This is a genomic window from Paraglaciecola sp. L1A13 (genome assembly GCF_009796745.1).
Taxonomy (GTDB): domain Bacteria; phylum Pseudomonadota; class Gammaproteobacteria; order Enterobacterales; family Alteromonadaceae; genus Paraglaciecola.
On sequence record NZ_CP047024.1, the window covers coordinates 1,911,849 to 1,926,341 of the forward strand.

At 44.1% G+C, this 14,493-nt stretch carries 13 protein-coding genes; 9 read left to right on the plus strand and 4 right to left on the minus strand.

The window, feature by feature from the left end; all coding sequences use genetic code 11:
* Nucleotides 1-25 precede the first annotated feature (25 nt).
* Entirely contained in the window at nt 26-1,960 is a 1,935-nt protein-coding gene (locus GQR89_RS07995) for an EAL domain-containing protein (RefSeq protein ID WP_158769555.1), read from the plus strand.
* A gap of 274 nt (nt 1,961-2,234) precedes the next feature.
* Here GQR89_RS07995 and GQR89_RS21725 read toward each other — a convergent pair whose 3' ends face one another.
* The gene (locus GQR89_RS21725) at nt 2,235-2,486 is read right to left on the minus strand and encodes a hypothetical protein (RefSeq protein WP_370461050.1); all 252 of its coding nucleotides are present in this window, start codon (nt 2,484-2,486) and stop codon (nt 2,235-2,237) included.
* 120 nt (nt 2,487-2,606) lie between these two features.
* On the minus strand, nt 2,607-3,053 hold the full coding sequence (locus tag GQR89_RS21730) for a TonB-dependent receptor domain-containing protein (RefSeq protein WP_370461051.1): 447 nt from the start codon (nt 3,051-3,053) through the stop codon (nt 2,607-2,609).
* Nucleotides 3,054-3,648: 595 nt separating this feature from the next.
* Here GQR89_RS21730 and GQR89_RS08005 point away from each other — a divergent pair.
* On the plus strand, nt 3,649-4,113 hold the full coding sequence (locus GQR89_RS08005; RefSeq protein ID WP_158769556.1) for a GNAT family N-acetyltransferase: 465 nt from the start codon (nt 3,649-3,651) through the stop codon (nt 4,111-4,113).
* 81 nt (nt 4,114-4,194) lie between these two features.
* Here the strand turns inward: GQR89_RS08005 and GQR89_RS08010 are convergent, their stop codons facing one another.
* Together GQR89_RS08010 and GQR89_RS08015 are read right to left on the minus strand one after the other, a co-directional pair.
* Complete coding sequence (locus GQR89_RS08010; RefSeq protein WP_158769557.1) at nt 4,195-5,097, minus strand: sugar phosphate isomerase/epimerase; 903 nt, start codon at nt 5,095-5,097, stop codon at nt 4,195-4,197.
* A gap of 76 nt (nt 5,098-5,173) precedes the next feature.
* Nucleotides 5,174-6,190, minus strand: a complete 1,017-nt coding sequence (locus GQR89_RS08015) for a LacI family DNA-binding transcriptional regulator (RefSeq protein ID WP_158769558.1) — start codon at nt 6,188-6,190, stop codon at nt 5,174-5,176.
* 288 nt (nt 6,191-6,478) lie between these two features.
* Here GQR89_RS08015 and GQR89_RS08020 point away from each other — a divergent pair, with 288 nt between their 5' ends.
* The 7 genes from GQR89_RS08020 to GQR89_RS08050 all read left to right on the plus strand — a co-directional run bounded on the left by GQR89_RS08020 (nt 6,479) and on the right by GQR89_RS08050 (nt 14,224).
* Complete coding sequence (locus GQR89_RS08020; protein WP_158772191.1) at nt 6,479-7,651, plus strand: Gfo/Idh/MocA family protein; 1,173 nt, start codon at nt 6,479-6,481, stop codon at nt 7,649-7,651.
* Between the two features lie 54 nt (nt 7,652-7,705).
* Nucleotides 7,706-8,758, plus strand: coding sequence for a sugar phosphate isomerase/epimerase (locus GQR89_RS08025; RefSeq protein WP_158769559.1), 1,053 nt, complete (start codon nt 7,706-7,708; stop codon nt 8,756-8,758).
* A gap of 107 nt (nt 8,759-8,865) precedes the next feature.
* Nucleotides 8,866-10,086, plus strand: a complete 1,221-nt coding sequence (locus GQR89_RS08030; protein ID WP_158769560.1) for a nucleoside permease — start codon at nt 8,866-8,868, stop codon at nt 10,084-10,086.
* The gene (locus GQR89_RS08035) at nt 10,079-10,978 is read left to right on the plus strand and encodes a hydroxypyruvate isomerase family protein (protein WP_158769561.1); all 900 of its coding nucleotides are present in this window, start codon (nt 10,079-10,081) and stop codon (nt 10,976-10,978) included. Before GQR89_RS08030 ends, GQR89_RS08035 begins: the two co-directional genes overlap by 8 nt.
* A 41-nt stretch (nt 10,979-11,019) precedes the next feature.
* Entirely contained in the window at nt 11,020-12,705 is a 1,686-nt protein-coding gene (locus GQR89_RS08040; RefSeq protein WP_158769562.1) for a GMC oxidoreductase, read from the plus strand.
* 2 nt (nt 12,706-12,707) lie between these two features.
* The gene (locus GQR89_RS08045) at nt 12,708-13,307 is read left to right on the plus strand and encodes a gluconate 2-dehydrogenase subunit 3 family protein (RefSeq protein WP_158769563.1); all 600 of its coding nucleotides are present in this window, start codon (nt 12,708-12,710) and stop codon (nt 13,305-13,307) included.
* 152 nt (nt 13,308-13,459) lie between these two features.
* Nucleotides 13,460-14,224, plus strand: a complete 765-nt coding sequence (locus GQR89_RS08050) for a DUF1080 domain-containing protein (protein WP_158769564.1) — start codon at nt 13,460-13,462, stop codon at nt 14,222-14,224.
* Nucleotides 14,225-14,493 lie beyond the last annotated feature (269 nt).

Sequence of the window (14,493 nt, forward strand, 5' to 3'; positions counted from 1 at the left end):
TACGACGACTGGAGAATATCAATTTATGCTTCACCAGGATGAGCTCAAAACAGCAGTGTGGATTTACGACATAGATAAATCGTGCATTGTCTGGGCTAATCAGTCGGCTCTTGATTGGTGGGAAAGCCCGAGTCTTGAGGAATTACAACGACGAAATTTTGAGGAAGGCGCTTCGCAAGCTGTTAAAGAGGGCCTGCGAGAATATCAAAATAAGTTTTGTAACAATGAGAGCCTAATCGAATTGTGGCATTTTTCACCCAACGGAACAGAAAAGAAGGCGTACTGTTGGTTGTCGGGCATTCGCTTACCCGATAACCGTATGGGCATGCAAGTCGAAGCAACACCCTCACATATCATTCCAGAACTCTTCCAAGGGCATGCCATCGCAATTATGGCGACCTTTGATATGCACGGCCATTTTCAAAGCTGTAATCCGCCATTTAGTAAAGAATTTGGCAAAGCGCGACCGAGTTTATCTCGTTTACTCTGCAAACCCGAATTATTCGCTGCAGTACAGAAAAATATTCATAACAATAAAAAGTTTGAGGCGGATTTATTATTGCAGGCATTATCAGGTCAAACCTGGTTTAGAGCCTCATTCAGTGCATCAAAAGACACGGCAAACAATACGTCGATGTTGTGTCAATTACACAATATCGATGAACGCAAAAAACGCGAATTCCTGCTGCTTAAACAAGCGCACACAGATTCATTAACTGGTTTATTGAATCGCAGAGGATTTAGCGAAAACATTCAACCCATGCTAGAGGCTAAACAAGATATCGTCGTTTTTTATATCGATCTTGACGGCTTTAAGATGATTAACGATTCTCTTGGTCATGGCATTGGGGATTTAGTTTTACAACAAGTGGCTAGCCGCTTAACGACTCTTGAGTTTACTGATTTAGAGTGCTGTCGTTTTGGGGGGGATGAGTTTGTCATCGTCTTACCTGACACCAACCGTGGGCTAGATATAAATGAAATTGCCGCATCCATTGTGAATAAATTATCAATACCTTATGAAGATGACTGCGGCAGTTTATTGGCTGTTTCGGCCAGTATTGGGGTGGCAAGGTGCCCGGACGATAGCCTTGATTTAATCGAGTTAATTCGCTTTGCCGATGCGGCAATGTACTGCTCTAAAAAACGCGGTAAAAAACGTTCGACTATTTTCGTTGCGGGTATGGAAAAAGAAATTTTACGAAAAAGTATTGTGACCCAATATTTAAATAAAGCCATTGAAAACGGTGAATTGTCACTGCACTATCAGACGATTGTGGACCCTTACGATAACAGTATCTATTCGTTTGAAGCACTACTTCGCTGGTTTAATCCTGAACTAGGCAATGTATCACCTCAAGAGCTTATTGATATCGCTGAGCGCACTGGATTGATTCATGAAATAGAAAATTGGGTGATAAATACCGCTATTTCGAATTTAAGTAAACTACGGCAGTATACCAATAGCCAAGCTCGCATTGCGGTGAATATTTCGAGTATCCATTTGGTGGACAAGGGACTGACACCTTATTTATTGTCCACATTGCATAAATATAACCTCAGTCCTAGTGATCTCATTATTGAAATTACCGAAAGCGTACTGTTAGATGACTTAGACAATACCAATAATCCAGTGACCGCGATTACGTCAACAGGTATAAATATTAGTATTGATGATTTTGGTACCGGCTATTCATCTCTGGCTTACTTGCAAAAAATTAAAGCGACTTCTGTGAAAATCGATAAGGGATTTGTGAATAATGACGATAATTTGTTTGCAACGTTAAGTGCAATCAACAATGTCATTGTTTCTTTAGGCATGCGCTCCGTAGTTGAAGGTATTGAAACTGAACAGCAAGCAGAAAATGCAAAAAAAGCAGGTATAGCGTTACAACAAGGATATTGGTATACGAAGCCGAAACCTGTAGAAGCGTATAAGAAACCTTCGCACCGCAAATAGTTAACAATGGCCAATTGTAAAAATGACTATTTTCTTTACTTTGCAAATATTACCTGACTTCTACTGTCAACAATCTAATTGAAATGGAGTGGAAACGGAGCGTTTGGCTCCGTTTTTGAACCGATATTTAGAAGTTTGAACGCTAGAAGCGATATGTCATATCAATGCCCACTTGGCGACCACGACGCGCTGCACTGAAAAATGCGCGAGGTGAACCATTGTCTGCACCATCCGGTGCGGTATTGATGGATGAGAAGGTAAAATAAGGAATACCTCACCAGCGAGATGTCAAAATAGGCGCGTCTTCATCTGTTAGGTTTCGAGCATATAAGCTCACGCGCCAATTCTCACTGTGTACGCCCATGCGAGCACCCATTATAATCGCGCTCGGTACGTAGGCTAAGTTATGCACCTGCACGTATTTTTTAGATTCGTAGCTGGCATCTATATTAAAAAAGGCTTCTAGTTCCCCTGTGATAGGGGTGATGTACTCTAAGAATGCACTTGCCTGATGTTTAGAACTCAATGGGAATGAATTACCTTCAATGGAGCAACTGGCAGGAGTGGTAATACCAAAGTCACTGCGAAAATCAGTGCCGGTTGTTGTGCCTGGTGTTAATACACCGCCACCGCTGGTGAGAGCCCATTAAAAATCGTCACAACCCTGGGTAAATTTAGTGTCAGCTAATGCGTAGGTAAAACGGCCAGATAATTGTTCGCTAAACTGGGCGTTAACATCGAGTTCAATACCAAATACTTGACATTCACCTTGGTTCGTAGCGACAGACGTGATATTGCCTGACGGTACATTTAGTGGCGTCGTTAGTTGTATGTCGCTTACATCGTTGTAAAACATAGATATGGTGGCGTACACATTGTTAATCGCGCTGCTTTTTATACCAAGTTCGTAAGTGGTTATTTCTTCTTGCTCGTAGGTGGGTTTGCCGGTATCGGCACCCGCTGAACCATTAATTCCTCCGGGTTTAACGCCTTGGGCAATGATGCCGTAAAAGATGGTGTTATTGTCATGTCTATAATTTAATGTCGCTCTTGGGGTAAAGTTGTTCCAGCTACCATCTGCATCAAACGTCAAACACCCTCTAGGTCGAACTCGGTAACGGATTTTTCTTCTTCTGCCCAGCGAGCTTCGAATGTGCCGTCTATCTTATTGCTAAATTGATAGTCAATCGAGGCATAAATCGCATTAGTGGAGACATCGAGCAGTTGATTTACTGGTCACCAGTAGCATTACTATCGTGGGTTTGTTAGCCAAAATAATATTTCAGGTCAGCGAAAATTTTTTAACAATCCGCAGCAGCGATCTGATCAGTGGCACTGATCAACGGCCTGGTTACGAGGACCACCACGCATTCCTTGTTTGCAGATGAACCTGCTAGTGGGCAAGCAAGGTATCACTACCCCATAAATGCAAAAAAATGAGTTTAGTGGAAGTTGTTTTATACTGCGTGCTCCTGATGGTTTAAACTGGCAGTTATTGCCTAATCCTACACTTAAGGCGCCACCGATTACTTAACTTAACTTTCCTGTGAAATTATATTAAATGAATTATATATCATAGGCATAGGCTGGAATAGTAAGCACGATTTCGACTATTCGGTTGTCGAAAAAGATGGTGTTTTTATCTGTCACTTAATCCCAATTACAACATAAATGAAGAAGCCGATTGAATGGAAATAACGATAGACAGGCTTGTGTGTGATGGCGTACGCGGGCTATTGGAAGAACATCTAGCAGACATGTATGCTACTTCTCCATCAGACAGCGTACACGCTTTGGATATGAACGCCTTAAAGCATGCTGCTATTACGTTTTGGTCTGCACGGGAAAACGGCATTGTGCTGGGATGCGTTGCGTTAAAAGCGCTGACGCCTATCCATGGCGAAATTAAATCGATGCGAACGGCAGATTCAGGGCGTAACCGGGGTGTGGGATCTGCATTATTAACGCATCTGATTCAACAGGCCAAACAGCGTGATTTTCAACAACTAAGTTTAGAGACTGGCACCATGGAATATTTTGCTCCGGCAAGACGGTTGTACCATAAATTCGGCTTTGAATATTGTGGCCCATTTGCGGATTATGCATTGGATCCAAATAGTTGTTATATGACCTTGTTGTTAAATGATAAGTAAATATGAAAAAGCCACAGAGCGTGCGGGCTTTGTGGCTTTCTTACTTAACATACTCGGTTCAGATATGTAACGGCTAAAAGGTTAGGCCAGTAATTGAGAGACGGCTTTATAACCTTGCTGTATGGTTTTTAATTTGTCGTCAGTTTTATCCCGCTCAACAAACCTATGCTCTACGCCTGAAAGTGCAGATTGGGCAAAGATAGGCGCAAAATCTATGGTGCCAGTGCCAACATCGGCAAAATTACCTGCTTCATCCATGTCTTTAACATGCCATAACTTAAAGCGACCTGGGTGTTTTCTAAAATAGGCGAGGGGATCTTGCTTGGCTTTTACCATCCAGAATAAATCCATTTCCATGGCCATGACATCTTTGTCAGTTTCGTTTAGCAAAACATCATATGGCAATTGGCCATCACGCATCTCGAATTCAAAATCATGGTTGTGATAGGCCAGTTTTAGCCCAACTTTATTACACGCTTCGCCAATGACATTGCATTGTTGTGCTAATGCTTTGTACACACCAATTCCTGTTCCGCGTTGCTCTTCGGTCAAATACGGAATAACGATGTATTTATGTCCCACTTCTAACGCATGATCAATCACGCTGTTGACGCCGTTATCAAAGGCTGTCAGTGGTATGTGTGCCGACGGCGCTGTTAATCCTTCGTTGTGCAAAATCGTTTTGATTTCACTCGGTTTGTGATCGTAATAGCCCGCAAACTCCAATTCTTTATAGCCGACTGCCGCCACTAATTTCAAGGTGGCAGGTAAGCTGACGGCCATCATGTCCCTAAGGGTATAAAGCTGAAGACCCACGGTAGCGCTTTTTGCCATTATGTTTGCGGCAAACGCCAAAGAGCCAGGCATGACAGTAAGGCCCATAGCGGCGGCACTGAGTTTGACGAAACGTCGGCGGCTGCTTTGGGACTCGGCTTCAATACTTGTACTTAGGGCGTTTGGTGCGCTATGGGTGTTAATTTTCATGTTGATTCTCCATGTAAGTGTTCACGTCATGCAGGTGCATTACGTCCAGTGAATGCACGAGCAGATATACTCGGTATTACGTTGCTGTGGTGTCTGGTGCAGGCCCAGTACTGGCCCGTAAAATCAATTCGAACGGCATGATGACTTTAGGGGCTTTTGTAATTTTACCCTCGAGTAAATCGACCAGCAGTGAAACAGCTGTTTGGCCAAATTCTTCGGCAGGTTGGGCAATGGTGGTCAGCGGAGGGTCGCAAAATGCGGAAAATGAAATGTCATCAAATCCGGCAATAGATATATCTTGGGGGATACGCAGCCCAGCCTGTTTAAAGCACTGCATAGCACCTATAGCGGTTTCATCATTTTCACAAAAAACCGCGCTAGGTCGATGGTCATTAGTCAGAATTTCACTTGCCGCATCATGGCCTGACTGCAGGGTAAAATTACCAGGATACAATAACGAGTCGTCAAAGATTAAGCCGGCCTCATTTAACGCATCGCGATAGCCAGCTAAACGCTCACAAGTTAGAGGACTTGATTGCGGACCTTTAATTAAAGCGATTCGCCGATGGCCTAGTTCAATTAAGTGCAGAGTCATGGCTTTCGCTGCCGCCCGGTTATCCAGCGTAACGACTGGACAATTAATGTCATTCATGACTTCGCACGCATTGACCATGGGCAATAGCTCACCAGGCTTATTAATCGATGAATCAAATGGGTTATGTGCGCGTAACTGAATGAGGCCATCTGCTTGTGAGGTTTGTACCATCTTGGCGTAACTGGCTTCTATACTTTCGTCACCTAGGGTGTTGGCAAGTAATATGACGTAACCCCTTTTTGCCGCTGCTATTTGCATTCCACTGATCACCCGAGCAAAAAATACATTCGCCACAGTGGGTACTAACGCCACTAAGTTGTGGGTTTTTCCAGACCGAAACTTAACCGCCATTAAATTGGGCTTATAGCCCACTTCGTTCACAGCAACCATCACTTTGCTACGCGTTTTTGGGGATACGCGCTCGGGTTGTTGCAGTGCCCTTGAGACTGTGGCGACAGATACACCCGCCAAAGCGGCAACTTGTCGTATATTACTCATGTGGGCCTATTAACGTGATTTTCATGGCATTAATCTAAAATGTAACCGTTAGCATTTGATGGCGAAATAATACTGAAGTAATTCTAAAAATCTAGTTAAATCGTCTAAAATAGTGTTTAATTTACATATTATAGCAACGTATAATTAACAAATTGCGATGTTTTATCATACTTAATCGCAAATTTGGTTGACATAACCAAATGAAACCCGTTACATTTTAACGAAATTATACATTTGCGTAACAAATAGCTGTAGGCGAAGCAATATGGGAGCGATTAAGTGGCAAAAATGAACAAAGTACGCATGGGAATGGTGGGCGGTGGAGAAGGTGCTTTTATTGGTGCTGTGCACCGTCACGCTTTAGCATTAGATGGCCAAATTGAATTGGTTTGCGGAGCATTTAGTCGCGACAACCAGAACAACCAGCGTACCGGAGATAGTTTAGGGTTAGCCGATAATAGGATTTATCCGAGCTGGAACGCGCTACTTAAAGGTGAGCAAGGGCTACCTGAAAATGAACGTATGCAAGCGCTCATTATTGTGACCCCCAATCATTTACACGTGCCAATTTCAATTGCAGCGATAGATGCAGGATTTCATGTTTTTTGTGAAAAGCCCGCCGCGATATCGTTGGACGAAGCAAAGACATTAAAAACCAAACTAAAAGAAACCGCCGCTTTATACGGTTTGGCTCATACCTATCTGGGTTATCCAATGGTGTGGCAAGCACAACATATGGTGACCAGTGGGTTACTTGGCAATATTCGTAAAGTGTATGTGGAATATCCGCAAGGTTGGTTATCCGCTAATGAAGAAAGTCATAACAAGCAAGCGTCGTGGCGTACTGATCCAGCCCAGTCTGGTGGCAGTGGTGCAATGGGCGATATCGGCACTCATGCTTTTGGTTTAGTCGAATTCATACTGCAACAACAAGTGACGTCTCTTTGTGCTGATCTACAAACTCATGTTGAGGGGCGCAGACTTGATGACGATGGTGCTGCCCTTATTCGTACCGATGGCGGCGCGAGTGGTGTGTTGATTGCCAGCCAAGTATGCGCCGGTGAAGAGAATGCTTTGAAAATACGTGTTTATGGAGATAAAGGCGCTATTGAGTGGCAGCAAATGGAACCTAATTCTATTATTCATCGTCCGTTGGGCGAACCTTATCGCGTATTCCGTGCCGGCATGGGGCAACCAGGTTTATGCGGAGAGGCATCTGCGCGATGCCGCACACCTGCGGGACACCCAGAAGGATATTTAGAAGCTATGGCCAATTTATATAGCTATTTTGCCAAGGCCATTAACGCTGCGTCAGCCTCTGACGGCACAATCAGTGAACTCGGTAAAGCCCCTGGCGTGCCAGGGATTGATTCGGGCTTGAGGGGAATGGCGTTTATTGATGCGATGCTTGTTAGTAGCGACAGCGAAACCAAATGGCATGCCGTAGCGAATACCAAATAAACGATTACTGCATAAGCGCGTAATCAGTAAGCCGAACAATAAAGGAGAAAAGCAATGCCAGCGATCAAAGGCCCTGGAATATTTTTAGCCCAGTTTATGGGCGATGAAGCGCCATTTAATAATTTAGAATCGATTGCGACTTGGGCAGCATCTTTAGGTTATAAGGGCATTCAAGTGCCTACCGGTGATAATCGGATTTTTGATTTAGAACGGGCCGCTAAAAGCCAAGAATATTGCGACGACGTGATGGCAATATGTGCTAAGGCCGGTGTGCAAATAACGGAATTATCTACCCATTTACAAGGCCAGTTGGTTGCAGTGCATCCTGCTTATGATGAATTATTTGATAACTTTGCCCCTGAAGCATTACGCGGTAAACCTGCCCAGCGAACTGAATGGGCTATAGAACAAATGCTGTGGGCTGCCAAGGCCAGCCAACGCTTAGGATTAACGGCTCATGCTACATTTTCTGGTGCGTTCTTATGGCACTTGGTTTATCCCTGGCCGCAAAGACCTGCGGGTCTAGTCGAACAGGGGTTTGCTGAGCTCGCTAAACGTTGGTTGCCCATTTTAGATGCGTTTGATGAGGCAGGTGTGGACGTGTGTTATGAAATTCACCCAGGCGAAGATTTACATGATGGCGCCTCCTTCGAGTTGTTTTTAGCTGCGGTGAATAATCACCCTAGAGCTAATATCTTATTCGACCCAAGCCATTTTGTGTTGCAACAACTGGATTATCTTGCGTTTATTGATTTGTACCATGAGCGCATCAAGATGTTTCACGTTAAAGATGCTGAGTTTAATCCTAATGGTCGTTCAGGGGTATACGGTGGCTATCAAGATTGGAAGGAGCGTCCTGGGCGTTTTCGCTCACTGGGCGATGGTCAAGTGGACTTCAATGGGATCTTCAGCAAACTGACGCAATACGGTTTTGAAGGCTGGGCGATACTTGAATGGGAATGTTGCTTGAAAGATTCAGATCAAGGTGCCGCTGAGGGCGCGCCATTTATTGCCAAACATATTATTACCCCAGCAGGGCGCGCATTTGATGATTTTGCCGGTGCAAATAGTGACGAGCAACGTAATCGTCGAATTTTAGGGTTGTAACAAAGTAAAGGCGCTATGAACGGGCAATAGCGCTCGTCAGTACAGCACATAAATGATGGGGGCGGCGCAGACACAATTTTGCCAGTGCCATAATCAAGGGTTAACAAATGAATACGATAACAGCGCGATTAAGCGTGATGATGTTCCTGCAATTTTTTATCTGGGGTGGCTGGTTCGTAACCTTAGGTACCTTCTTAGCCAATACCTTAGAAGCATCTGGTAGCGAGATTGGTATGGCTTTTTCGACCCAATCTTGGGGCGCAATTATTGCGCCTTTCGTGATTGGTTTGATTGCTGACCGATACTTTAACGCCGAGCGTATTCTAGGTGTTTTGCATTTGATTGGTGCCGTGTTGATGTATTGTTTGTATCAAGCACCGGATTTCGATGCATTCTACCCCTTTGTATTGGGATACATGATTGCCTATATGCCGACGTTGGCCTTGGTTAATTCTGTATCATTTGCCCAAATGGACAACCCTTCTAAGCAGTTCGGCAAAATTCGCGTATGGGGCACAGTTGGTTGGATTGTAGCTGGTTTGGCTATCAGTTATGCATTCTCATGGGATTCAAAACAAGCTATCGAAGATGGCATGCTACGCAATACGTTTTTGCTGTGTGCAGGGGCATCGTTAATACTGGGGTTATTTAGTTTTACCTTACCCAAAACACCTCCCAAAAGTGCCGGTGAACAAGTTGGGCTCAAAGAAGTACTTGGCCTTGATGCCCTAGCCTTATTAAAAGACAGAAATTTCCTGGTGTTCTTTTTATCCTCGGTGCTGATTTGCATCCCTCTGGCGTTTTATTACCAAAATGCCAATCCGTTTTTAACGGAAATTGGGGTGGATAATGCCACAGGTAAAATGACCTTAGGACAGGTGTCTGAAGTATTATTTATGTTAGCGCTACCTGTATTCTTAAACCGCTTCGGTATCAAAATTACTTTATTGATCGGTATGTTGGCTTGGGTTGTGCGCTACGCGCTATTTGCTTACGGCGATGCTGATGGCGGGGTTGCATTGTTACTCGTGGGTATCGCATTGCACGGTATCTGCTACGACTTCTTCTTTGTTTCAGGGCAAATTTATACCGATTCAAAAGCAGGTGAGAAAGTAAAAAGCGCGGCACAAGGCTTAATCACATTGGCCACTTACGGTGTGGGTATGTTGATTGGTTTTTGGGTTGCTGGAAAAATTACCGAAAGATACACAAATGGAATAATGCACTCATGGCACGACATTTGGTTATTCCCTGCTGCGTTTGCCTTAGTCGTGTTCGTTCTTTTTATGTTCACATTTAAAGATGAAAAGGTATCAGGTAATGAATAACCCTCGTCGAAGCATGCTCAAAGGTATGGCGTTAACCAGCGCAGCATTAGCCGCAGGCACTGTGGTAAGTGGCTGCGTCAGTACAGCCAAGGAAGCGAGTAAAGCGGAAATGCCGCACTTTAAAGGTAATATCAATCATTCTGTTGCACGTTGGACGTATGGTGATTTATCAATAGAAGAGCTGTGTCAGGTGGTAAAATCTTTAGGCTTTTCCGCTATTGATTTAGTCGGGCCAGACGATTGGCCCGTGCTTAAACGCCATGGTATTGATTCTTCTATGTGCAATGGCGCTGAACTTAATTTAGTTGATGGATTTATTCATCCTCAGTTTCATGATGAGCTAGAAAAACGTTATCTCACGCACATCGACCTAGTTGCTAAAGCTGGATATAAGAACCTCATTTGCTTTAGCGGTAACGCCCGTGGAACGAGCAAAGAGCAAGGACTTAAAAACGCGGTAGCAGGCCTTAAACGGATTATGCCTTACGCGGAAGAAAAAGGTGTGATCATTCAAATGGAATTGTTTAACAGTCGAATCGATCATCCAGATTGTATGGCGGATAGCTCCCAGTGGGGTGTTGCTTTGTGCAAAGCTTTAGGATCGCCAAACTTCAAATTGTTGTTCGATATTTATCATATGCAAGTTAATGAAGGCGATATTATTCGCACTATCAAGGATAACCATCAGTACTTTGGCCATTATCACACCGCTGGTGTGCCAGGACGCCATGAAATAGGCGATAACCAAGAGCTTTATTATCCGGCAATTGCGCGGGCGATCAAGGATGTTGGTTTTAACGGCTATCTTGCTCAGGAGTTTATACCGACCCCTGGAACTAGAACAGGCAAAATCGAATCGTTACGCGATGCAATTCAAATTTGTGATGTTTAACCCGATTGGGACATCACGCAGCAAGCAATTAGGGACCAAAAATGGCAAATAATCATTATGACGCAATCGTCGTTGGCTCAGGAATCAGCGGTGGTTGGGCAGCAAAAGAGTTGACTGAAAAAGGGCTTAAAGTGTTAATGCTAGAACGCGGCAGAAACATTGAGCATATCAAGGACTATACCAACGCTCATAAAGAAGCGTGGGACTATCCTCATCGGGGTGAACGCACCCAAGAGATGATAGAGAACTATCCCGTACTGAAGCGTGATTACCCATTGAATGAACCGACACTAGGTATGTGGGCAAATGAAAAAGACAGTCCCTACGTCGAAGAAAAACGTTTTGATTGGTACCGCGGTTATCATATGGGTGGACGCTCGTTAACTTGGGGTCGTCAAAGCTACCGTTTGAACAAAGAAGACTTTCAAGCTAACGGTAAAGAAGGCATTGCAGTTGATTGGCCTATTCGCTATGAAGATGTGTCGCCTTGGTACGATTACGTAGAACGTTTTGCTGGCATCAGTGGTAGCCGCGACGGTTTAGATGTGTTGCCAGATGGTCAATACCAAATGCCTATGCCGCTGAACTGCGTAGAAAAAGATGTAGCTGCAAGAATTCAAAAGTCCTTTAAAGGCCAGCGTCATTTGATCCCTGGGCGTACGTCGAACATGACTGAGCCAAAGCCGAAAGAAGGGCGCACTAACTGCCAATATCGAAATAAATGTTGGTTGGGTTGTCCGTTCGGTGGTTATTTCAGTACTCAGTCATCTACGTTACCTGCTGCGGTTAAAACCGGTAACTTAACGGTTCGTCCACATTCGATCGTGACCGAAATTTTGTACGATAAAGATAAAAAGCGCGCAACAGGCGTAGCCATTATTGATGCAGAAACCAATGAAACATATGAATTCACGAGTAAAATTTTGTTTGTTAATGCTTCGTCGTTTAATTCGACTTGGTTGCTGATGAACTCAGCCACTGATATTTGGCAGGGTGGTTTGGGCAGCAGCAGTGGCGAATTAGGCCACAATGTAATGGATCACCATTTCAGAATTGGTGCTCATGCCATGGTCGATGGTTATGAAGATAAATATCACTATGGTCGTCGCCCAAGCGGTTTTTACGTTCCACGTTTTCGTAACTGGGGTGGGGATAAGCGTGATTATGTGCGTGGTTTTGGTTATCAAGGTTCTGCTAGCAGACAGGGTTGGGGGCGCGACGTGGCCGAAATGGGCATCGGCGCTAATTTAAAAAATGCGGTCAGTGAACCAGGCTCTTGGCAGATTGGTATGACTGCATTTGGTGAAATGTTACCCGATCACAGCAACCGAATTTTCTTGGATCCGAATAAACGTGATAAATGGGGATTACCTGTTTTAGCTATGGATGTAGAGATAAAAGAAAACGAAAAGCGTATGCGTAAAGACATGATGCAAGATGCTATCGACATGTTCGAAGCGGCCGGCATGAAAAATGTAAAAGGTTACGATGCCGAATATTTCCCAGGTCAGGGCATTCACGAAATGGGTACGGCACGTATGGGCCGAGATCCTAAAACATCCGTGTTAAACGGTCATAACCAAGTGTGGGATGCGCTAAACGTGTTTGTCACCGATGGTGCGTGTATGACCTCGGCTTCGTGTGTTAATCCTTCTTTAACTTACATGGCGTTAACCGCACGTGCGGCAGACTTCGCAGTTGAAGAGCTGAAAAAAGGGAACCTGTGATCATGAGTATGAACAGACGAGACTTATTAAAAATGATAGCCGCTGCCACAGGCTCGGCGTTTATCAGTAGCAATGCCATGGCATACATTACGCTACCGATGAAAAACCTTAATCAAACAGCCTTTTCTAAAGATGATGTGGCTTTTTTCAATGAAGTAGGGGAAGTGATTATCCCTCGCACTGATACCCCAGGGGCAAAAGACGCCAACGTTGGGCTTATGATGGCGATTATGGTTACCGACTGTTATACCTCTGATCAGCGTAAAGCATTCACTGAGGGGATGGCGTCAATTAAAACCTTAGCTAAATCTACTTATGGTAAAGACTTTTTGTTATTAAGTAGCGACGAGCGTGCCACTTTGTTGGCTTCGCTGGATGATGAGGCGGGCGTGTTTGATAAAAAGCAGAAGCTTGCGAGCAAAGATTTTACAGGCGAAGAAAACCAGTTACCACACTCATTTACACTGATTAAACAGTTAACCCTGTTTACCTTTTTCACCTCTGAAGTAGGCGCGAATAAAGTGCTGCGCTATGTGGCGATTCCCGGCCGTTATGACGGTGATTTTCCGTATAAAAAAGGTGATAAAGCCTGGGCAACGTAAGCTTACGAGCTCGTTATTTAATGTATTAATGCTTAGGTAAGATGGGCGTTATTCGCCCATTTTATTGCTAAGAAAATTAGCTTCCCTGTTAATTATTTCAATGGGAAAGCGATGCTCAGTAGAAAATGAACTTAACCAAAACGGATTACATCATGAAGCAATATAAAACTCTGCTCAACCTTACGTTACTCCTTGCCAGTTCAGCGGTAATCAGCAGTTACGCTCAAGCAGATCAAACTCAGGCTGAGCGCGAGAAATTAGCTGAGAAAACCGAAGTATGGGAACCTGTACCTGCTAGTGTATCAACCCCTGTCGGCAAAGCACCGTCAGACGCTATTGTATTGTTTAGTGGCGATGACTTGAGTGCATGGGAAGCGCTAAAAGGTCACGATGCTAAGTGGAGCATTGCGGGTGATGTATTAACGGTTAAGCCTGGCGCTGGTGATATTAAAACTAAGCAAAACTTCTGCGATGTACAGTTGCACATGGAATGGCGTACACCGACCCAAGTAGAAGGCATGAAAGGGCAACAACGCAACAATAGCGGTGTGTTCTTCCAACAGCGTTATGAAGTACAAATACTTGATTCATATGACAATCCAACTTATGCGAACGGTCAAGCTGGCAGTGTGTACAAACAAACTATTCCGCTTGCAAACGCCACGCGTCCTGCAGGAGAGTGGCAGTACTACGACATTATTTACACAGCCCCACGTTTCGAAGGCCAAGAATTAACTCAGCCAGGATACGTGACTGTGATGCATAACGGTGTGTTGTTACAAAACCACACTGAGATACAAGGCAAAACAGAATGGATAGGTGCACCTAGCTATGAAGCTCATGGTTGTGCACCACTGCAGTTACAAGATCACGGCAACTTGGTTAGTTTTCGTAATATTTGGGTACGTGAGTTATAACGCAAACGTGTGATAGTTGAAAACCTCCGAAGAGCTGCATCTGCGGCTCTTTCCATATGGCGACTAATAATGTAGGTAAAGATATGGAAAACGCTTTGTCTGCGCTTGTAATAAGTCATTGGGCTAACCTAAATAAAAGTATCAATATAGTAGGTAAGCCGATTTCATTATTCATGAGTTTTTTTATTCTATTCGCCCATAGTTTTTACCTAAAATATATTGATGTAACACTTTTTGCATCACCGTGTAGGTTGTTCTAATAAAAGAAC